Annotated in this window: 18 protein-coding genes and 1 pseudogene; 4 read left to right on the plus strand and 15 right to left on the minus strand. The window is 58.5% G+C overall.

What is annotated here, in order from left to right; all coding sequences use genetic code 11:
* Positions 1-71: 71 nt before the first annotated feature.
* From ABRP95_RS08630 to ABRP95_RS08645, 4 genes and pseudogenes are all read right to left on the minus strand, one after another.
* Positions 72-254 (minus strand): annotated as a pseudogene (locus ABRP95_RS08630) (recombinase family protein); the annotation flags it as partial.
* Between the two features lie 140 nt (positions 255-394).
* The gene (locus ABRP95_RS08635; protein ID WP_349839226.1) at positions 395-763 is read right to left on the minus strand and encodes a DUF1129 domain-containing protein; all 369 of its coding nucleotides are present in this window, start codon (positions 761-763) and stop codon (positions 395-397) included.
* A gap of 1 nt (position 764) precedes the next feature.
* Entirely contained in the window at positions 765-1091 is a 327-nt protein-coding gene (locus ABRP95_RS08640; RefSeq protein ID WP_284771154.1) for a PadR family transcriptional regulator, read from the minus strand.
* Positions 1092-1561: 470 nt separating this feature from the next.
* Positions 1562-2149: a three-helix bundle dimerization domain-containing protein gene (locus tag ABRP95_RS08645; protein WP_349839227.1), complete on the minus strand. Its 588-nt coding sequence runs from the start codon at positions 2147-2149 to the stop codon at positions 1562-1564.
* Between the two features lie 166 nt (positions 2150-2315).
* Between ABRP95_RS08645 and ABRP95_RS08650 the strand changes: the two genes are divergently transcribed.
* On the plus strand, positions 2316-4163 hold the full coding sequence (locus ABRP95_RS08650) for a chorismate-binding protein (RefSeq protein ID WP_349839228.1): 1848 nt from the start codon (positions 2316-2318) through the stop codon (positions 4161-4163).
* Entirely contained in the window at positions 4160-4912 is a 753-nt protein-coding gene (locus ABRP95_RS08655) for an aminotransferase class IV (protein ID WP_349839229.1), read from the plus strand. The genes ABRP95_RS08650 and ABRP95_RS08655 overlap by 4 nt, the downstream gene beginning before the upstream one ends.
* Before the next feature lie 62 nt (positions 4913-4974).
* Here ABRP95_RS08655 and ABRP95_RS08660 read toward each other — a convergent pair whose 3' ends face one another.
* The 5 genes from ABRP95_RS08660 to glf form a co-directional block, all read right to left on the minus strand.
* Positions 4975-6450, minus strand: a complete 1476-nt coding sequence (locus ABRP95_RS08660; RefSeq protein WP_349839230.1) for an ATP-binding protein — start codon at positions 6448-6450, stop codon at positions 4975-4977.
* 140 nt (positions 6451-6590) lie between these two features.
* Entirely contained in the window at positions 6591-7226 is a 636-nt protein-coding gene (locus ABRP95_RS08665) for an alpha/beta hydrolase (RefSeq protein ID WP_349839231.1), read from the minus strand.
* A gap of 17 nt (positions 7227-7243) precedes the next feature.
* The gene (locus ABRP95_RS08670) at positions 7244-7519 is read right to left on the minus strand and encodes an alpha/beta hydrolase family protein (protein WP_349839232.1); all 276 of its coding nucleotides are present in this window, start codon (positions 7517-7519) and stop codon (positions 7244-7246) included.
* Positions 7520-7542: 23 nt separating this feature from the next.
* Positions 7543-7758: a hypothetical protein gene (locus ABRP95_RS08675; protein WP_349837007.1), complete on the minus strand. Its 216-nt coding sequence runs from the start codon at positions 7756-7758 to the stop codon at positions 7543-7545.
* A gap of 62 nt (positions 7759-7820) precedes the next feature.
* Positions 7821-9017, minus strand: a complete 1197-nt coding sequence (gene glf, locus ABRP95_RS08680) for a UDP-galactopyranose mutase (RefSeq protein ID WP_349837008.1) — start codon at positions 9015-9017, stop codon at positions 7821-7823.
* Between the two features lie 157 nt (positions 9018-9174).
* Between glf and ABRP95_RS08685 the strand changes: the two genes are divergently transcribed.
* Positions 9175-11076, plus strand: a complete 1902-nt coding sequence (locus ABRP95_RS08685; protein WP_349839233.1) for an N-acetylmuramoyl-L-alanine amidase — start codon at positions 9175-9177, stop codon at positions 11074-11076.
* Positions 11077-11093: 17 nt separating this feature from the next.
* On the opposite strand, the gene ABRP95_RS08690 is transcribed toward ABRP95_RS08685, so the two are convergent.
* From ABRP95_RS08690 to serS, 6 genes are all read right to left on the minus strand, one after another.
* Positions 11094-11924: an HAD family hydrolase gene (locus ABRP95_RS08690; RefSeq protein WP_284783601.1), complete on the minus strand. Its 831-nt coding sequence runs from the start codon at positions 11922-11924 to the stop codon at positions 11094-11096.
* A 22-nt stretch (positions 11925-11946) separates the two neighbouring features.
* Positions 11947-13494 (minus strand): glycerol kinase GlpK, encoded by a 1548-nt coding sequence (gene glpK, locus ABRP95_RS08695; RefSeq protein WP_284771164.1) that lies wholly within the window; start codon positions 13492-13494, stop codon positions 11947-11949.
* 30 nt (positions 13495-13524) lie between these two features.
* The gene (locus ABRP95_RS08700; protein WP_284771165.1) at positions 13525-14262 is read right to left on the minus strand and encodes an MIP/aquaporin family protein; all 738 of its coding nucleotides are present in this window, start codon (positions 14260-14262) and stop codon (positions 13525-13527) included.
* A gap of 12 nt (positions 14263-14274) precedes the next feature.
* Positions 14275-15999 (minus strand): glycerol-3-phosphate dehydrogenase/oxidase, encoded by a 1725-nt coding sequence (locus tag ABRP95_RS08705; RefSeq protein ID WP_349839234.1) that lies wholly within the window; start codon positions 15997-15999, stop codon positions 14275-14277.
* 300 nt (positions 16000-16299) lie between these two features.
* Positions 16300-17931 (minus strand): lysophospholipid acyltransferase family protein, encoded by a 1632-nt coding sequence (locus ABRP95_RS08710; protein ID WP_349839235.1) that lies wholly within the window; start codon positions 17929-17931, stop codon positions 16300-16302.
* Between the two features lie 27 nt (positions 17932-17958).
* Entirely contained in the window at positions 17959-19215 is a 1257-nt protein-coding gene (serS, locus tag ABRP95_RS08715; RefSeq protein WP_349839236.1) for a serine--tRNA ligase, read from the minus strand.
* 65 nt (positions 19216-19280) lie between these two features.
* Between serS and ABRP95_RS08720 the strand changes: the two genes are divergently transcribed.
* Positions 19281-20030 (plus strand): GntR family transcriptional regulator, encoded by a 750-nt coding sequence (locus tag ABRP95_RS08720; protein WP_349839237.1) that lies wholly within the window; start codon positions 19281-19283, stop codon positions 20028-20030.
* Positions 20031-20044: the final 14 nt, after the last annotated feature.

Genomic DNA, 20044 nt, shown 5'->3' on the forward strand with positions numbered 1-20044 from the left:
AGCACGTGCTGGCCCCTGACACCATCACACTGCATGCTCTATCGAAAGGTAGAAACACCACTCAAACGGACTTGACCAAACGAACCTAAAATTCCTAGCATTAAATCTGCACGTAGGTCCGTGGTGTCTTTCGCAAACGCGAGATTCTCATGCAGGAAAGTAACAGTCACACCTTTGTTGGTGAGTTCATCAACAATGCCGCGCAAGTCTGCTAACGAGCGGGCGAGACGGTCAATCGACGAGACAAGGACCTGACCCCCATTTGGTGGACAGAGCCGGATAGGTTCCCACACACAAACCATCAGACACTCTCTGGTGTAACACACCCGCCGTGCCGCAGGCGGGAATTGCAGAAAGGGTCCGACTTCTCTAAAGGCTGGATCCGACGACGAATTTAGACTTTAGAGAATCTTTTTACGTCAATAGCTATACCAATCGGCATGCAAATAAGTGGAATAAATTTAACTAACGATACTGCGCTGGAAGCCTCATCGCCTTTAAACAAGACATGCAAGGTAACGAAGCCTATAACTGCAAGGGCAATTCCAATAGCCGTAAAAAGGTAGAACTGCTTTTTAGGACGATTTGGGTAGAGCGCTTCCGCATATTCATCAGGGGCTCCAAACTCGTTCCTCAAGTTAACCCCAGCACCGTCACTTTTCATGACTCGTAGCATTTCTTGATTAATATCTGATTCGGAGACTGACCTTAACCTAAGCTCTCGAGCCAAGCTTTTCAGGTATTCGTCATTGAGAGTGCTCATGCTATTTCCCTTCCATCACATTGCGGATGCCGCTTAGTAAGTACTCCACGTCTTGGACGCCCTCATTGAGGGCATCTCGACCGGTGTCTGTAATCTGAATCATTTTCCGAGGAGGATCATCATGTAATTCCGCCCATCTCGAAGCAATGAGCCCTTCTTCCTCCAACCGAGTTAAAAGCGGATACACGGTACCGCTTTTAAAATCTCCAAGATTGAAACTTACGAGCATCTTTCTGATCTCATAACCGTATGACTCTCCCTTTGAAAGAATCGCCAGAATCGACAAGGGCAATACCGAAGATGCAATTTTACGAGTCCATTGCTTCACGAAACCTCCAACAAATATTTCAACCCAAGATAGGTCGATAACCTATATAGGTAGCAATTCTACCTACGATAAGGGTTGTCCCTCTAAAATGCGCGGACTTAAGTCAATTGATTTTCTTTACACCATTCTCAAAGAGAATATGGGCAATGGCACTAGCCCTGTCCTTAACCACAGGGGTCGCATTCAGCCGCTTACCAGCAACACCACGGAAACCAATGACGCCTGAATAGGCCAACTCTTCTATAAAAACGACACCACACGAAAGGACGCAACCGCTATTTGCGGGCAACCCCAATATTCTTAAAAGTGTCCGGATCCCCTCCTGCTACTTAACCCCTGTCTTCGACGCCGCGGGCTTCCGCTCGCGCCGCCCGCTCTATCTGGCCTACCACCGGAATGGAAGTACACTGCATGCATGATGAAAGGGCTGAGGTTTCCCTCAGCCCTTTTTGCTTTCGCCCTGCCTTAGGCTAGACGCGCACGGATTCAGTTACCGGGTCGATGCCCAGCTTGTTCAGCATGTAGTAGACGCGGGCCTCTAGGTCATCGGCAAGCTCGCGGGCCTGCTCAACGGTCTCAGCCGGGGCGATGTCCCAGATCTTGATGTCCTTGCCGGCCTCATCGCGCTCGACCTCGCGACCCAGGTACACGATGTAATCCGGCATGGCCACGGTCCGCACCTCTTCGAGGTACTTCTTGGGAGCCTGGCCCATGCCGCGCTCGCTCATGACGTGCGCCAGGTGGTCATTGCCGTCATTTTCCGGGTGTGCGGCGGCGGTATCGACGTAGAGCGCCTCCCCCGCGTGCTTTTTGGTGAGGTCCGCGGCGGCCTTGGCCAGGGCGTGGTTATTGCCCGCGGCGAAGCGAACGTGGATGCGGTGGGCTCCGAAGAACTCGCGCACCTCGCGCTCTACCAGCACGGGGATGAATTCCACGAGCCCGGCGTGAGCGGTGTGCTTGGCGATGACCTCGTCCAACTTCGCATCGATTTCAGCACGGGTATATCCGTGACCGTACTTGGCATGCAGGTCATGACGGAGGGTTTCAAACTGGTTCATTGTTATCCCCTTTCCTGGATTCTTTCCCCGTTTGCTTGTTGTTAACTTAAAGTTAACTTTACAACGCGGTGTGACATACGTCAATTGGTTGGTCATAACCCAGTAGTTAAGGCACGCGTGGAGCAAGTTACGCGTGGGGCGCACTGGGCTATAGACTCTGCCTTTGATGATCCTGCTCATTGATAATTACGACTCGTACACGTTTAACCTCGCCCACCTCATCGCAGAGGTCTCCGGAACCGAGCCGCTCGTCGTTCCCGCGGGCGAGGCCGCCAACATTCCAGATCGCGTGCGCGCCGGCGAGTTCAGCCACGTGGTTATCTCCCCTGGTCCAGGAACCCCGGAGGAAGAAAACGACTTTGGCATGTCCCGGCACGTTATCGAGGCAGCCGCCGCAGCGCGGATTCCCCTGCTCGGCGTCTGCCTTGGCCACCAAGGCTTGGCGATGCTCGCCGGTGCCCGCATAAGCCGCGCGCCCGAACCGCGCCACGGCTTTGTCTCCACCATTAGCCATTCCGGCGAGGGAATTTTTGCCATCATCCCGCAGGACTTTCAGGTGGTGCGCTATCACTCGCTGCACATTGAACCTGCCCCCGGCATCACCGTGCATGCCCGCAGCGAGGACGGCACCGTCCAGGCCCTCAAGGTCGATGGCCTGCCTCATTGGGGCGTGCAATTCCACCCCGAATCGGTGCTGACACAGCACGGCGCGACCCTGCTGCGCAATTTCCTCGGCGGTTTTCGCCTCCTCCACCGCGAGGTCCCCGGCGCGATTGACTGCCCCAGCGTCTTCGCGGCGCTGCAGGCAGACGGCAACGATGCCTTCTTCCTCGATTCCGCCGATGCGCGCGGGCGCTATAGCATTCTTGGCGATGCTACCGGCCCGCTTAGCCGCTCCTTTCGCTACCGGCTTGGCGATGCCCCCGATATCCTCACCACCCTCGAGCGCGAGCTATCCACGCAGGTCTTTGATGCACCAGATCTGCCATTTACCGGCGGGGTGGTAGGTTTCCTCGGCTACGAATGCGCGCAGCTTACCCTGCCCATCCAACTGCGCCACCGCTCGCCTTATCCCGATGCCTACTTCATCCAACCGCAGTCCTTCCTTATCTACGACCACCACCGGCAGGTAGCACACCTGTGCTGCCTCGACGGCGACGGCGCGCAGGACCTGCTCGACCGGCTGGAGGAAGCCCTGGAAGGTGGGCAGGTGGGAAGCGAGGGGGCATCGGCAAGCGCGGGCGCCTGGCGCACCACCGACTACCTGGACCGCATCCAGCGCGCCCAAGAGCTCTTGCACGCCGGAGAAAGCTACGAGGTCTGCCTGACCGATACCTATACCGCGCAGGCCACCGGCGATATTTACGCGGCGCTGCGCCGGCACAACCCGGCACCATACGCGGCGCATCTGGTCTTCGACGACGTGGAAATCTGCAGCGCCTCGCCCGAGCGCTTCCTCAGCGTGCGCGATAACCGCGTCGAGGCCAAGCCCATCAAGGGCACCATTCCAGCCCACCAGGACCCCGCGCTGCTTCGCGATGACCCCAAGACCCGCGCCGAAAACCTCATGATCGTAGACCTTTTGCGCAACGATTTATCCCGCGTGTGCGAGCCCGGCACCGTGCGCGTTCCGGGGCTGATGAATGTGGAAAGCTACGCCACCGTGCACCAGCTGGTCTCCACAATCACCGGCCAGTTGCGCCCCGGCGCCACCGCGCTCGATGCCATCCGCGCCGCCTTCCCGCCCGGCTCCATGACCGGCGCGCCGAAGCTGCGCACCTGCGAGATTATCGATGCCCTCGAGGCAGGACCCCGCGGCGTCTATTCCGGCATCGTCGGCTACCTCGGCTATTCCGGCGAGGCGGATTTCAGCGTGGTGATCCGCACCGCGGTGCGCGCGGGTTCCGAGGTCACCGTCGGCGCCGGCGGGGCCATCGTCCTCGATTCCGATCCCGCAGCCGAGCTGGCCGAAAGAAATCTCAAGGCCCAATCTGTCATAGGGGCGTGGTCATGAGCTCCTATATCTGGCGCGACGGCGCCTTTATCCCCTGCACCCCACCAACCGCTTCCTGCACCGTGGCCGATTCCTGGCGCCATTCGCAAGGCCGCACGCACGGCCTCCAGCTCCACCTGAAGCGCTTCGAATCCGCCGCCGGGACCTTGCCCGCAGGCTTCGTCCCCGCCATGCTGGAGCTGCTTTCAGGCGGCGAGCTCTTTCCCCGCATTGTCCTCATAGCCGGCAACCTATACCTCGATATCCGGCCTGCCCCGGCCCCGCGCGCCCACACGCGCCTTACTTATGCTAAGGCCCCCGATCCCCGCGCACAGCCTCTAGTTAAAGGCCCGGACTTGCCCGCCTTGGCCGCCTACCGCAGCCAGTATCAGGTAAGCGGCACCGATGACACCGCGATTGTCGATGCCCACGGCGCCATCGCCGAAACCACCACCGGCGCACTCATCGCCTGGGACGGCGACACCCTCCTGCTTCCCACCGGCGTGCACCTGCCCAGCGTGACCTTGCGCCAGGTCTTGGGCCGCTGCAATGACTTGGGACTTTCCACCGCGCAGCACCCATTGACCCCGGCACTCGCTGCGGAATGTCCCCTGTGGTTTATCAACTCACTGCACGGCATTAGCCCCGTCAGCTCCATACACACACCACACGGTTCCATCACTCCGCCACCGCACCCGGAGGCCGCAAGCTGGCAAAACTGGTGGTGGCAGGGTTTTAGCCCCGCAGGTGCAGGCGAACACTACACATAACACTCAACACAACACTGCACATGTTGAGTGTTGTGTTGAGTGTTGGGTGTTCAGGCGCCTGTCTATTTAACCAAGCGATACCTCTGTTTAGGGCTGCGCAAAGGCTCCGTACGCTCGATCCTTCCACTATCTACCAATTGGTTCAGGATTCTGCGCACCCCACCAACAGAAATCCCGGCGGCCGCCGCAAGCTCACGGCTATTCGCGGACTGATACTGAGCCAAATACTCCAGAATCCGTTCACTAGAACCGCCGTGTATAGACGCACTCCGCTCTGGCAAAGTCATTTCACGCCGTTCAAAAGTTAACGTGAACGTGGTCAACGAATCCGTCGGCTTCGGCGGAGAAAGACGTGTCTTTTGCAGCTGATCAAGAATCTCAATGTAGCCAGTTCCACGATTTTCCGCCACGTACCCAGACCCACCGGAGATAGCCGTTACCTCCAATAGCTGAGACAGGTGTTGATTCCTCGCACTTGTCATGCCTGGGTCCCCAAGGTTATTGACGTTCACCATCCCAAAAAGGCCACCCGGATTAATGATTTCTAGCCGGTCAGCGTACATATCAACCTGCACCTGTGTCCCTCTAGCCTGGGGAGAATAGTCCCTGTGCATGAGCGCATTAGCAACTGCTTCCCTAACCGCTACTGGAGGATAATCCGGCAAGTCTTCTCGGAACGCCCCGTCGACGACGCCGCCTACCCGCATATTTTTCTCAACCGCGAAAACCACCGCTGGCACCAATTCCGGAATCGGGCCTACAAAACTCGCGTTATCAACAAATCTTTGGCCTTTGGTCGACGTCTTATCCGTTCCCGCATAAGCGGTAAAAGTTACATTGAGCCGCGGGAAAAATTCTTGCGGATAAATGCCGGCTGCTAATAAGCCAGCCAAGGTTGGATGAACTTCCCCATCATCTCCCACTCCGGTGAGATGCAGGGCTTTCAATGCCCTTTCATCAGAGAACTTGCCAAAGATCCCAGGCCGCAGGCTGCGTTCACGATCTAGGATTTGCTGGACGATGTCCCGATCCAGGTCTGCAATAGTAGCCGCTTCCACGACCTCCAGATCCCACGAGGGCTGCATCTTATTTTCTTCGAGACGATCGATTTCATAGGGCTTCAAAAGCCGGTCTTCATCGTGCTCGCGAATGTAGCTCCCGTTATATTTAGATTGCGCAGTAACCCAGCACGGTTTATCAAAAGGCGCAAGCTCGGGAATTTCCGCAACTACTACCGGCGCGCCATCGACAGCACCAATTTCTACATCGGCACGGATAGCAGGGGTCAATTTCTCCGCGCAGGCCTCCACAAAGGCTTTGGCTATGGGCTCGGCTTGGAAACCTTCGACGGGAAGAAACCCCGAGTCCTCATCGAGGCCAAAGATGATCGTTCCGCCTTTTCCGTTGGCAAAAGCAGACACCGACCGCGTTATCTTCTTAGGAAGGCCTCCGCCAGCTGCCTTTACTTCGACCGTGCCGGTGTCTTTGCCTATGGCGCGCAGATTGTGAACAATCCGCTCAATTTCTTCTAGATCCATCGTTTCCCCGTTTGCCTCTCACCTTCAACCGAGCACTACACATAACACTACACATAACACTCAACACAACACTGCACATGTTGAGTGTTGTGTTGAGTGTTCACGCCGCGCTTCCCTTTAGCTCGGGCAGATCGCGACCTTTAGCTCTGGCCCCGCAGCGAGCGCTTTAATTCGCTGCCAATAATGGTGCGCGCAATCAACGCATCCGAAATAATCCCGCCCATCTGGACGAACGGATGGACCTGCCCCTTAAATTCGATAGAACTCACTACATTGCCCGCATTGAGCATTCGCTCAGCGTAGTCACTTACCTCAGAGACCAACGGATCGAGTTCACCGGTAATCACCGTCGCTGGGGGCAGCCCCGCCAGATCGCCATTCCTGCCGGGGGACATACGGATATCCGTGCGGTCTGCGGTGCCGACGTAAGAATCATAAAAGTAGTTAAGGCGCCGCCGGGTGAGGTAGTAGCCGTCGCTAAAATCCGAATGGGATTGCGTGTCAAAGGTGGATAAATCCATGACGGGATAGATCAACACTTGATGAGCCAGCTGATCGCGCAGTTCTTGCGCGATCACCGCTGCAATATTGCCGCCCGCGCTGTCTCCGCCCACGGCAACACGCGTTGGATCGATGCCAATCCCCAATTCTCCTTGTAGCACTCCATCTACTACCGCACGGCAATCATCTAGTGGTGCCGGGAAGGGGTACTCCGGTGCACGGCGATAGTGCACGCTGATACAGATGATTCCCGATTCTGCGGCAATGTCCCGCACGGTTGTATCTGTGGTTTCTAAATCCCAAGCACCCAGCCGCCTCCGTGGAAGAAGATGAAGGCGGGCTCTGCCGGCTGGGCATCGGAAAGCTCCAGCCCCTCCGGTATATAAACCCGCACCGTGACACCGCGCACCGAGGTCTCATACACAGACGCCATCCGAGTTTTCTTGCCCCACGCCGCTGCCGTTTTCAGCTGGGCGGCACGGTTTTCTTCCGGGCTACGCGTATCTAGCTGTGGGGCATCCTTGTTTAAGTCGAGGAATTTTTGGGCTTCAGGCTGAATGAACACCATAAAAATACTTTCCAGTGCTGCATCTATTGAGCAATGCGAGCACTCATAATCGCGGGGTTAAGTAGCGGAAAGGCCCGCCGGGTGTTCCGGCAGGCCTTCTTTGCTTGCTGCTTTTTCTTATCGGGAATGCGCGTTGCGCGGCTGCGCAGTTTCAAATGCTCCTGGAGCCGCTCCGGGGACATCTTCCACATGCTGCGGTCCGCGTGCCCGGGCTTGGTGTATTTCTTGCGTTGAGCCATGCCGTCACCTCCTAACCTGTGAGGTGACTAAGCATAGCGTGCCCAGGGCAAATTAGCAGCTCTTAGTGGCCGCGCTCTTGCTCGATGGCCTTGCCCTCGTTCCAGAAGGGTACGAGCTTGTTATCGAATAGGGACAGAGCGGCGCCGATGGCCATGTGCATGTCCAAGTACTGATAGGTGCCCAAGCGGCCGCCGAATAACACCTTGTTCTCCTTGGCTTCTTGGGCCGCTAGTTTGCGGTACGCCTCCAGCTTGGAGCGGTCCTCCGGGGTATTGATGGGGTAATACGGCTCATCGCCCTTATCGGCAAAGCGCGAGTACTCCTTCATGATGACCGTCTTATCGGAGGGGTAACGATCCTTACGCTCAGGGTGGAAGTGGCGGAACTCGTGGATGCGGGTGAAGTCCACATCAGCATCGTTGTAGTTCATCACCGGGGTGCCCTGGAAGTCACCGGTATCGAGGACCTCGAGGTCGAAGTCCAAGGTGCGCCAGCCGAGCTCGCCTTCGGCGAAGTCAAAGTAGCGGTCCAGCGGGCCGGTGTAGATAACGGGAGCATCCGGGGACTCGGCGCGCAGATCCTCGCGGACATCGAACCAATCGGTATCCAGGCGGACCTCGATGTTTTCATGATCCGCCATGTTTTCTAGCCACGCCGCATAGCCATCGACGGGCAGGCCTTCATAGGTGTCGTTGAAGTAGCGGTTATTGAAGGTGTAGCGCACCGGCAGGCGGGTGATATTGCTGGCTGGCAGTTCCTTGGGGTCGGTCTGCCACTGCTTGGCGGTGTAGTCGCGGATGAACGCCTCATAGAGCGGGCGGCCAATGAGCGCGATGGCCTTTTCCTCCAGGTTCTTGGCCTCATCCGCAGAGAATTCGCCGGCCTGGTCCTTGATCAATTCGCGGGCCTCATCGGGCGAGTAGTAACGGCCGAAGAATTGGTTGATAAGCCCCAGCCCCATGGGGAATTGGTAGGCGGTGCCATCGTGCATGGCAAAGACGCGGTGCTGGTAGTCGGTGAAATCAGTGAACTGGTTGCAGTACTCCCACACGCGCTTATTAGAGGTGTGGAAGAGGTGCGCGCCGTATTTGTGCACTTCAATCCCGGTGGTGGGCTCCGCCTCGGAGTAGGCATTGCCACCCAGGTGCTCGCGGCGCTCAACAATGAGCACCTTCTTTCCCAGCTGGCTAGCGGCCCTTTCCGCAACGGTCAGGCCAAAGAATCCGGAACCAACAACGATGAGGTCATAAGAAGTCATGGCTTCCACTTTATTGCACTCCAGAGGGGAACACGGGTCATCGGCGTGTCGCAACAAGATTCACAGCTGCCACACTCGTAGCATCACTATCAACTGTTAACTTTTGGCAACCGTTTTTACAGCTACATCGGCACTTACTCAACCCAGGGAGAATAGAGTGAAGCAACGACGTCGACTAGTTCCCACGAGGTCAACGTGGACCACACCCGTCATCGCGACGGTTTCCTCCATTGCCCTCGTCATGGCGGCCGCATTCGGCGGCCAGCAGGTCCTTAAAACCCAGGACTCCGGTTCTGGCGGACCCATCGAGGTTAAAAACGCCTCTGAAAACTTTAGCAACGCCGACTCCGTCGTCGTTGATGATCCCGCCGTGGCAGCGCAAGGCGATGGCGAGGGCCCGCGTGCCGTCAAGCACTTCCACCGCGACGAGGCGTTCAACATGTTCGCCGTGACCTGGGAGGGCAAGCGCGACGTGCACTCCTTCGTCCGCTCCAAGCAGGAGGACGGCTCCTGGAGCGAATGGTTCGATATGGATGCCATGAACTACGGCGATGGCAAGAACGGTACCGAGCTTATTTACGTGGGCGATACCAACGATGTGCAGGTATCCATGGCCAATGTGGACCTCGTAACCGGTTCCAACCTGGATGACGATGCTGAGTTGCCCGATAAAGCAACCGGTGCTGCGGATGCCAACCGCGCCGCCGCGCAGCCCTATAACGTCGGCGATATCGCCCCAGTAGCTGATGAAAACAACACCGACCGCACCACCGTGTCGGACCTGGATGCCGTCTTTATGGACGGCAATGCCCAAGAAGGCCAAGCCATCGAACCTACTGCCGCCACCGATGGCATGCCAAAGGTAGTGTCCCGCTCCGGATGGGGCGCCGATGAATCTAAGCGCTGCCAGCAGCCCACCTACGATGACGGCATCAAGGCGATGACGCTGCACCACACCGCGGGCTCCAATAACTACACCCCGGCACAGGCCGCCGCGCAGGTTCGCGCTGCCTATGAATACCACGCTCAGAACCTGGGCTGGTGCGATATTGGATACAACGTGCTCGTGGATAAGTTCGGCACCATCTACGAGGGCCGCTACGGCGGTCTCGACAAGGCCGTCCAGGGCGCACACGTTGGTGGCTTCAACTCCCACAACTGGGGCATCTCCATGATTGGCAACTACGAAAATGAAGAACCGTCAGAAAAGATGCTGAACTCGGTGGCAGAAATTGCCGGGTGGAAGGCCGCGATCTCCGGCATCGATCCCACGGGCACCGCTACCCTGACCTCTGGTGGCTTTGGCGGATCCCGCTTTCCAGCCGGCGCGCAGGCTACGGTACCCGCATTCAGTGGACACAATGATTTCCACTACACCCAGTGCCCGGGTCGCTACACCACGCAGAACTGGCAGCAGATCCGCGATAACACCAAGCAGAAGTACAACGCGGTTAAGGCTGGCGGTAACTCTGCTGCAATGAACTGGGATAAGAAGTCGCCATCGAGTAACGGCGGTCATTCCACCCCGGGCGAGGCCACCTCCTCCATCGGCGGGGTGGACATTCCGGTATCGACCATCCAGGCCTTGGCAGGCATCGCCGCCGCCGTATTCGGCGTCCTAGTGTCCAATGACCGCGTGGCACAGCCGGATGCTGATAAGAAGCTTGCCGGTGACCTGACCGCTGGCGATATTCCGAATATCGTCAACAAGGTTGTGCAGCTTTCTAATAACGAAGGCCTCAAAGAATCCTGGACCTCCGTCCTGAACGCCTTTGGTCCCGTCTTGGGTCTCGCCGTTGGCGGACCGGACACCACCGATTCCGGCAAGATTATGTACCAGCTCTTCAAAAACGGTGTGGTCCTCTCCTCCGAGGACTCCGAGGCAAAGGCCCTGACCGGAGAGATTGCCAAGAAATGGGCGGAAGGCGATAACGCTTCCAAGCTCGGCCTGCCCACCACAAACGAGATGAAAAACGGCAAGGAAATCCGCGTTCAGTTCCAGGGCGGCGAGATTGTCTACAACATGGATACCGAAAAGGTAGACATCTACACCGACTAACCTCCCCGTGGAGCGGGTTAGAACCAGCGCTCCAATACCTTTGCCACGCCCGCCTGGTGGTTGGCCACGGTGACCGCATCAGCGGCCGCCTTCACTGCCGGGAGGGCGTTTTCCATTGCCACCCCGCAGCCGGCCCAAGTGAGCATCTCAATATCGTTGGGCATATCCCCAAAAGCAATGGTCTCTTCCTGCGCTATCCCATGCTGGTTGGCCAACCACTCCACACCCCGGCGCTTGGTGACATTAGGGGCCGCGACCTCTAATACACCCTCCTGCATGGAATAAGTAATATGCGCCAGCTCCGGATCAATATGGGGAGCAATCAAGTCGTAGAGTTCCGGTGCGGAATAATCCGTATTCCGGATAAGCAGCTTGACCACCGGCTGCGCCACCAACTCGCCCACGCTGACCACACCAAAGCCCTCAAAGAGGGCATTTTCGGAGTAGTGAGGGTCGACCACGAAGAGCTGATCGGGGGCATCGGCAAGCGAACCGCCCGCCCGCTCTGCGCCAAAGCCAACCGTGCCGAGGACGCGCTGCGCTACCGTCACCACCTCTTCTAGCGCGTCTGGATAAAGCTCCCGCGCGGATAGCACGCGGTCTTCCGCGGAATCATAGAGCACCGCCCCATTTGAGGTCACGCATACCGGGCGCACCGTAAGCTGCTCCAGGACCGGTTCTATCCAGCGAAAAGGCCTGCCGGTGGACAAAGCAAAATAAGCACCCTGCTGCACCGCCCGCGCCACTGCGTCGCGGTTGCGACGCGGGACGCGATGATTGCGGTCCAGCAGGGTGCCGTCAATATCACTCGCGATGAGCCGAGGGGCCCGGGTAGGGAAAGTATCCATACCCGCGAGTTTACTTCAGGACTTAAAAGTCCAACTCATCCTCATCGGAGTCTTCCCAGTTCAAGGAACGCTTGATAGCGCGCTTCCATTCACCGTAGAGGTAATCCACCTCTTCTTGCTCCATCTTGGGCTTGAATACGGTGAGGTCACCGCGCTGGGTATCCAGAATGCTGAGGTCTTCCCAGAAGCCATTGTCCAAACCGGCAGCGACAGCGGCGCCGGTTGCGGTGGTCTCAATGTTCTTCGGGCGGTGTACCTCCACGCCCAAGATGTCAGCCTGGAACTGCATGAGCAGCTCGTTGGTGGTCATGCCACCATCCACGCGCAGCTCGGTGATTTCCACGCCGGAGTCCGCCACCATGGCATCTGCCACATCGCGGGTCTGGTAAGCGGTTGCCTCGAGGACGGCGCGAGCCAAGTGTCCACGGTTAGCAAAGCGGGTCAGGCCCACGATGACGCCGCGGGCATCGGAACGCCAGTGCGGGGCGAAGAGACCAGAGAATGCCGGGACGATGTAAACGCCGCCGTTATCCTTGGTCTCCCGCGCCAAGTTCTCGATGGCAGAGGAATTAGGAATGAGCTGCAGGTTATCGCGCAGCCACTGCACCAAGGAGCCACCCATGGACACGGAGCCTTCCAGTGCGTATACGGGGCGCTCGCCCTCGCGCTGGAAACAGACGGTGGTCAGCAGGCCGTTTTCAGAGAACTTCGGGGTGGTACCGGTGTTCAGCAGCAGGAAGAGGCCGGTGCCGTAGGTGTTCTTGGCCGAACCCGCGCGGAAGCAGCCTTGGCCGAACATAGCGGACTGCTGGTCACCCAGGATGGCGCGAATGGGAACGCCGGCGAGGGAACCGCGCTCGCGGACGGTGCGGAAATCACCCAGGGACGGGCGGATCTCCGGCAGCATGGACATCGGAATGCCCATTTCCTTACACAGCTCTTCGTCCCACTCCAGCTTTTCGATGTCCATGAGGAGGGTACGCGAAGCGTTGGTCACGTCCGTTGCGTGCAGCGCTTCCTTGTCGCCGTCTCCCTCGGCACCACCGGTCAGGTTCCACAGCAGCCAGGAGTCAATGGTGCCGAAGAGCAGGTCGCCCTTTTCGGCGCGCTCGCGGACGCCATCGACATTGTCGAGGATCCACTTAACCTTCGGGCCGGCAGGATAGGAGTTGATCAGCAGGCCGGTGCGGCGGCGCCACTTATCCGGGCCCTCTTCACCAGCCAGTTCCTTACAGATAGCGGAGGTGCGGGTGTCCTGCCAGACGATGGCGTTGTAGACGGGCTCGCCAGTGTTCTTATCCCACACAACGGTGGTTTCGCGCTGGTTGGTGATACCGACGGAGTCGATATCTTCTACTGTTATATCGCCATTGGCCAAAGCCTCCCCCACGGCGCGGCGGGTGTTGCTCCAGATCTCCTGCGGGTCGTGTTCTACCCAACCCTTTTCTGGGAAGATCTGCTCGTGCTCGAGCTGGCCCACGGATACCTGATCGCCATCGTGGTTGAAGATGATGCAGCGGGTTGACGTGGTTCCCTGGTCAATAGCTGCGACGTATTTCTTATCACTCATGTGTCTAATTTCTCCTGTATAGGGGTTGGATTAAAGCGCAATGGACAGTAGACCAACGGCGACGGCCGAAAGCAGCGGGCCAACAATCGGCACCCAAGCATAGCCCCAGTTAGCGCTGCCCTTGTCCTTAATGGGTAGGACGAAGGCGTACATCAAGCGTGGACCCAAGTCACGAACCGGGTTGATGGCGTATCCCGTAGGCGTACCCAGGGACAGGCCGACGGCGACAACAACGAACGCCACACCGAAGTAGCTCAGCGGTCCCAGCTCGCCGCCGGCAGGGCCGAAGGCGATGAACATCAACAATACGGTAGTAGCGATGAACTCGGTCACCGTATTCCAGCCATTGTGCGGGTGAGCAGGGGCTGTGAAGAAGATACCGGCGGTTTCAGAATTGGCACCGGTGACATTGCCCTCTTCGTCGTAGTTATTCGCATCGAAGAGCTGCTTGAATGCGGCCCAGGCTAGGAAGGCACCGAACATAGCGCCCAGGATTTGGCCCAGCGCGTAGAACGGAACCAAGTTCCATTCGAGCGAACCATTGAGTGCGAGCATGAGCGTTACCGCAGGGTTCAAGTGACCGCCGGAGGGGTCGGCGACGCTGGCGCCGACGAAGACGCCCATGCCCCAGCCCAAGGCAATAACAATCCAGTCGGAGCCACGAGCGCCCGAGGTGCGGAGGTTTACCAGCGCGCACACGCCATTACCAAGAAGCAGCAGCAGCGTGGTGCCGATAAACTCCCACAAAAATGCATCAGATCCAGCCATAAGTGTCTCCCCTTATCCTTGAGTCTCGGTCGGACGAGCGGAGCCAGCGCGGACCAGAATGTCGTTAGCTTCGCGGTCAGTTACAGCTGCCTCAGCGGCCAGCTCTGCCTCGGTGTGCTTGGTGAAGGTATCCACCTCGAGCTGCTTGTCTTCCTCGCTCCAATCCAGCAGCGGAGCAACGAAGTCTGCAACAGCGGGAGCTGCGTTGACGCCACGGTCACCGAATTCGATGGCAACGCGGAGGCGACGGGTCACGATATCGTCCAAGTGCAGCGCGCCCTCATGGGTGACGGCGTAGCGCACCTCAGCCCAGAGGTAGGTCTCTGCGCCAGGAACGGGCTCGAGCAAGGACTCGTCATCCTGCGCAGGAGCCAGAACCTCACCCAAAAGCGAACCGTAGCGGCCGAGCAAGTGCTCGATGAAGTCCTCGCTCAGGTTGTAGCGGCGGGCCAAGGTAGGAATCTGGTTGGCCAGTGCGTGGTAGCCGGCAGCACCCAGGATCGGGGTGTGCTCGGTGATGGATTCCGGCACCTTGCCGCCGAGTTCTTCCACGGCCAGGTCAACTGCATCCTTACCGATGACGCGGTAGGTGGTGTACTTACCACCGGCAACGGAAACCATACCCGGAGCTACGCGAGCCACGGCGTGGTTGCGGGACAGGTTGGTGGTGGAATCGGACTTACCGGATAGCAGCGGGCGCAGGCCGGAGTAGACACCGACGATGTCATCACGGGTGATCTGGCGGCGCACGCGCTGGTTGACCTCATCCAGGATGTAGTCAATATCCGCCTTGGTGGGGGCGGGATCCGGAAGGGATAGGCCCTTTTCCCAGTCGGTATCGGTAGTACCGATGATCCAGTAATCGCCCCATGGGATGACGAAGAGGACGGACTTTTCGGTCACGAAGCACAGTGCTGCTTCTGCATCCAGGGCATCCTTTGGCACGACGATGTGCACGCCCTTGGAAGCGTGAACGGTGAACTTGCCTTCCACACCGGCCAGCTCCTGGATCTTGTCGTTCCAGACGCCGGTGGCATTGATGAAGACCTTACCGCGCACGGTGGTCTCGCGGCCGGTGGCGGTATCACGGACCTTAGCGCCAACGACGCGGCCGCCGCGGTCCTTGTCAAAGCCGATAACTTCGGTATTGGTGCGCACATCGGCGCCGTACTCAGCGGCGCTGCGCAGCACGGTCATGGTGTGGCGGGCATCGTCCACCAGGGTGTCGTAGTAGCGCACACCGCCGACGATGGCGTCTTCCTTCAGGCCCGGGGTGACCTTGAGGGCGCCCTTGCGGGTGAGGTGCTTTTGCATCGGCACGCTCTTTGCGCCACCCATGAGGTCATAAAGGGTAAAGCCACCGAACATCATGACGCGTTCCCATACGTGGTGGGTGAGCGGGAAGATGAACTTCAGCGGCTTGACTAGGTGGGGAGCCAACGTAGACATGTTGAGCTCGCGTTCCTTCAGGGACTCTGCCACGAGGCGGAAGTCAAACATTGCAAGGTAGCGCAGGCCACCATGGAACATCTTGGAAGAGCGGGAAGAGGTACCTGCGGCGAAGTCGCGGGACTCCAGCACTGCGGTCTTCAAACCGCGGGTCGCTGCATCCAGTGCCGCGCCGGCACCTACGGAGCCACCACCGATGATGACCACATCGTAGTCCTCATCCGCGTAGCCATTCCACACATTTTCAAAATATTCGGGGTTAAAGGATTGATTGCTTTGCTGGGTCATTAGAGACCGCATCTCCTTCCTTGGTGCTCATGTGTGCTTGCTCCGACAAACAATGAATGAGATGGCGTAAGCACAGCTAAAAGCAAGTTTTGGATGATTCATGATGGCGACTATTGCACTCTAAAAAGAAGAGCCAATATCTCCTATCTCCTATGCTAGAGGTCACCGGGTAAACATTCACTAGAGGTTTCTCACACGTAACTTCCGGCCCCGTAAGCAGTCAATTTCCGCCCTTTGCTTAGTCATTCAAAAAGAAAACCACCCCCTCGCGGGGGTGGCAACGTCAACGTTTGCACACGGCTAATCTTTTTGTAGCCGGGCCATCGCTTCCAAAACCTCGGACATACCTGCGCGCTCGGCGGAATACGTCACTGCCTGCGCCTCCTTGACCACCTCGATGGGTGCGGTCTCTAGGGCAACGACCGGGATGTGATTCAAAAATTCTTCATCTCCTGGCTCATTACCAAAGACCAATGTCTCGCTCGGCTTGGCGTCCAAATCATCTAGGATGCAGTCCACGCCGGCGGCGGCCGTGGCCGAGGTAACCTTCATCGCTTCCTTGTCCACCAGCGGCTTTTCGGCCTGTTCATCAAGCTGGATATGCCACACCGCCTGCGGGACATCGAGATCCGCATCGCACGACACCACGATGAGTACCTCCGCCGCGGGGTAGATGCCTTCTAGCGCCGCCTTCAACCGCGGGGTCAGGGCACCATCTTCCCAGTTCAGCGCGCTTTGATGCGCCACTACTACGCGCGGGATGTCAGAAAACTGGGCCTTGAGCCGGTGCGGCAGGCGGGAAACGATCAGGCGCGATTGGGTCGCCGCGGCGAGCAATCCTTGCTCTACCACGGATCCTTCCCAGATCTCCTTGCTGCTTGCGGCAATTGAGGCCTGGGCCTGCGCCACATCGGTCTTCAATTGCGCCATGACATCGGCGACCTTATCCCTGCCTTCATCCAAGCCACGGGTCGCCTCTTCCACCACGGCATTGAGATTGGTTTTGACCCACTCCAAGGTATCGGCCGCGATGTGCTTCTTTTCCTGTGCCTCGTCGCCTTCGTGTATTTCCTGGGCTTCCTTACCTTTAGCAGAGGCCATGTGGTTGCGTACGAGTTCAACGGAGGAAACGGAAACGCGCTCTTTGAGCCCTACCAAGTCATCGCGCAAACGACGCACCCGGTGCCGCTCCGTTTCCACCTCCGCATCGCGCGCCTCGGCCTCTTCCAGCGTCGGGGCGGAACCGCCCTTGCGCGCGGGCACCCAATATTCGCCGGCGGGCATGGGTCCGAACTCCGCCTCGTAATCCTCCCAGAGTCCCTCCAGGGCCGCCTGCATGCGGCGGCGGATTTCTGCGGTATCGGCTTCTGGATCCCCGGTGGGATAATACGGCTCGAGCGCGGCGATAAAGACCGGAGTCTTGGTGCGTCCCAAGTTCTTCTTGTGGCCCTTTGTCCACAGGCGCTGCGAACCAAATATCACCTGCGGTACAACCGGCACGCCGGCTTCAAAAGCGATGCGGGATGCGCCGGTTTTCATGCTGCGGATTTCAAAGCTGCGGGAAATCGTGCCTTCAGAAAAGACGCCGACGAGCTCGCCGGCTTCGGCAAGCTCCACCGCCTTGCGCAAGGACTCTTTGCCATCGATGCGATCTACCGGCACGTGCCCCATGGCACGCAGCAGGGCGCCCACGCCCGGGGCACTAAAGATGCTGGCCTTAGCCAGAAAACGCACTAGACGCTTTTTGCGATAGGCAATGAACGCACCGAAGAGAAAATCCATATACCCGGTGTGATTGCACACGAGGACGGCGCCGCCGTCATCGGGAATATTTTCTTCCCCCGACAGACGCATCTGCAGGCCTTGGGCCAAGGTGAGGCCGCGCCCAAAGTGGGTGATCTGGCGGTACAAGAAATTCGTCGCAGCGTTCATGGTGCTCCTTTGGGTTTGCTCCGCAGGCTACTGCGGCGTGAGAACATCCTTGCCCACGAATGGGCGCAGGGCCTCTGGAACAACGACGGAGCCATCGGCTTGTTGGTGGTTTTCCAAAATTGCCACAATCCAACGGGTGGTGGCCAGGGTACCGTTCAAAGTGGCGGCTACCTGCGTTTTCCCGTTCTCATCGCGGTAACGGGTAGATAGACGGCGGGCCTGGAAGGTCGTGCAATTGGAGGTAGAGGTCAGCTCGCGGTAGGTGCCCTGGGTTGGCACCCACGCCTCGTTATCGAATTTGCGGGCAGCAGAAGAACCCAAGTCACCGCCGGCGATATCGATGGTGCGGTACGGCAATTCCATCGCAGCCAGCATTTCCTTTTCCATCGCGAGGAGCTTTTGGTGCATGTCCTCGGCATCTTCCGGCTTGCAGTAGACAAACATTTCTAGCTTGTCGAATTGGTGCACGCGCAGGATGCCGCGGGTGTCCTTGCCGTGGGAACCAGCCTCACGGCGGAAGCAGGAGGACCAGCCGGCGTACTGCAGGGGGCCATTGGACAGGTCGATGATCTCATCCTTGTGGTAGCCGGCCAAGGCTACCTCGGAGGTGCCCACGAGGTAGCGATCATCGGCCGGGAGGTAGTAGATCTCATCGGAGTGCTGGCCCAAAAAGCCCGTTCCGGCCATGATCTCTGGGCGCACCAGAACCGGCGGGATCATCAGCTGGAAGCCGGCTTCCCGTGCCTTCTGCGCCGCCAGCATCAGCATGCCGAGCTGCAAAAAGGCGCCATCGCCGGTGAGGTAGTAGAAGCGGGCACCGCCGACCTTCGCACCGCGCTTGACGTCAATGAGCCCCAGGGACTCGCCGAGCTCAAGGTGGTCCTTTGGCTCGAAATCGAAGTGCGGGATCTCGCCTACTTCTTCAACGAGAACAAAGTCATCCTCGCCGCCGGCGGGCGCGCCTTCGACGACGTTATCGATCTTGTACTGCAGCTCTTCCACCGTGGCCTCAGCCGCGGCCCGAGCCTCTTCTGCTTCTTTTACCTTGGCCTTGAGCTCATCTGCGCCTTCCAGCAACGCTGGGCGTTCATCTGGGGAGGCCTGACCAATCTTCTTACCCAGGGATTTCTGCTGGGAACGCACCTCGTCTGCCTTCTGGATGGCAGAGCGACGCTTCTCATCGGCTGCGAGGAGCTGATCCACGAGCGAGGGGTCTTCCCCACGGGTGACCTGAGAGGCGCGGACAACGTCTGGGTTTTCACGGAGTAGCTTGAGATCAATCACGGAACTGATTCTAGCGCACTGCCTTTGCCTTGCCGTGGTAATAACCAGCGAATTATTATGGAATCATGTCCTCCTTAGAATTGCCGGCCCGCGAGATTAGCGATGGCCCCACCCCAAAGCACGCCCAATTGCACGATATTCTGGAGGAATTATGTAATACCACCCTCAAACCCGGTGATATCCTCCCTGGTGAGAGGCTCTTGGAGGAGACCTACGGTGTCTCCCGCATTACGGTGCGCCGAGCCATCGGGGATCTCGTTACCGCCGGTAAATTGCGCCGCGTGCGCGGAAAGGGCACGTTCGTTGCCCCCAACCCCTTGGTATCGCGCCTGCACCTGGCCTCCTTTTCCGATGAAATGAGCGCCCAGGACGTGGTGGCCTCCTCCAAGATTCTCAACAGCGGCCGCGCTAGCGCACCGGAGGCGGCCACCAACTTCTTTGGCACCCCTGCCACAGAGGAACAGATTCATTTGCGCCGGCTGCGCTTGGGCGATGGCGAGCCTTATTCCATCGATGACGGCTGGTACAACTCCACCTTTGCGCCGAGCCTGCTGGAAAATGACACCTATAACTCGGTGTACTCGATTTTGGATAAGACGTTTGGCGTCCCCATCACGGACGCGGACCAGACCGTATCCGCCATTGCCGCCAATGAGGAGATTGCGCCGCTTCTCGATGTCCCCGTGGGTTCCCCACTGCTGCACATCGTGCGCTGCTCACGTTCGGGGGATAAGCCCGTGGAATGGTGTTCCTCGGTCTACCGCACCGATAGGTACCACCTGAATACCCGGGTTTCCCGGGATACCTCAATCTAGAAAAGACCCTGCTT

The sequence above is a fragment of the Corynebacterium sp. KPL2895 genome (genome assembly GCF_040225815.1).
Lineage (GTDB): Bacteria > Actinomycetota > Actinomycetes > Mycobacteriales > Mycobacteriaceae > Corynebacterium > Corynebacterium rhinophilum.

Coding starts and splice junctions, on each gene's coding strand:
- ABRP95_RS08660 (WP_349839230.1), bottom strand. CDS start 6,450: ATGGATCTAGAAGAAATTGAGCGGATTGTTCACAATCTGCGCGCCATA.
- ABRP95_RS08645 (WP_349839227.1), bottom strand. CDS start 2,149: ATGAACCAGTTTGAAACCCTCCGTCATGACCTGCATGCCAAGTACGGT.
- ABRP95_RS08675 (WP_349837007.1), bottom strand. CDS start 7,758: ATGGCTCAACGCAAGAAATACACCAAGCCCGGGCACGCGGACCGCAGC.
- ABRP95_RS08700 (WP_284771165.1), bottom strand. CDS start 14,262: ATGGCTGGATCTGATGCATTTTTGTGGGAGTTTATCGGCACCACGCTG.
- ABRP95_RS08650 (WP_349839228.1), top strand. CDS start 2,316: ATGATCCTGCTCATTGATAATTACGACTCGTACACGTTTAACCTCGCC.
- ABRP95_RS08670 (WP_349839232.1), bottom strand. CDS start 7,519: ATGGTGTTCATTCAGCCTGAAGCCCAAAAATTCCTCGACTTAAACAAG.
- ABRP95_RS08710 (WP_349839235.1), bottom strand. CDS start 17,931: ATGAACGCTGCGACGAATTTCTTGTACCGCCAGATCACCCACTTTGGG.
- glpK (WP_284771164.1), bottom strand. CDS start 13,494: ATGAGTGATAAGAAATACGTCGCAGCTATTGACCAGGGAACCACGTCA.
- glf (WP_349837008.1), bottom strand. CDS start 9,017: ATGACTTCTTATGACCTCATCGTTGTTGGTTCCGGATTCTTTGGCCTG.
- ABRP95_RS08705 (WP_349839234.1), bottom strand. CDS start 15,999: ATGACCCAGCAAAGCAATCAATCCTTTAACCCCGAATATTTTGAAAAT.
- ABRP95_RS08720 (WP_349839237.1), top strand. CDS start 19,281: ATGTCCTCCTTAGAATTGCCGGCCCGCGAGATTAGCGATGGCCCCACC.
- ABRP95_RS08655 (WP_349839229.1), top strand. CDS start 4,160: ATGAGCTCCTATATCTGGCGCGACGGCGCCTTTATCCCCTGCACCCCA.
- ABRP95_RS08690 (WP_284783601.1), bottom strand. CDS start 11,924: ATGGATACTTTCCCTACCCGGGCCCCTCGGCTCATCGCGAGTGATATT.
- ABRP95_RS08635 (WP_349839226.1), bottom strand. CDS start 763: ATGAGCACTCTCAATGACGAATACCTGAAAAGCTTGGCTCGAGAGCTT.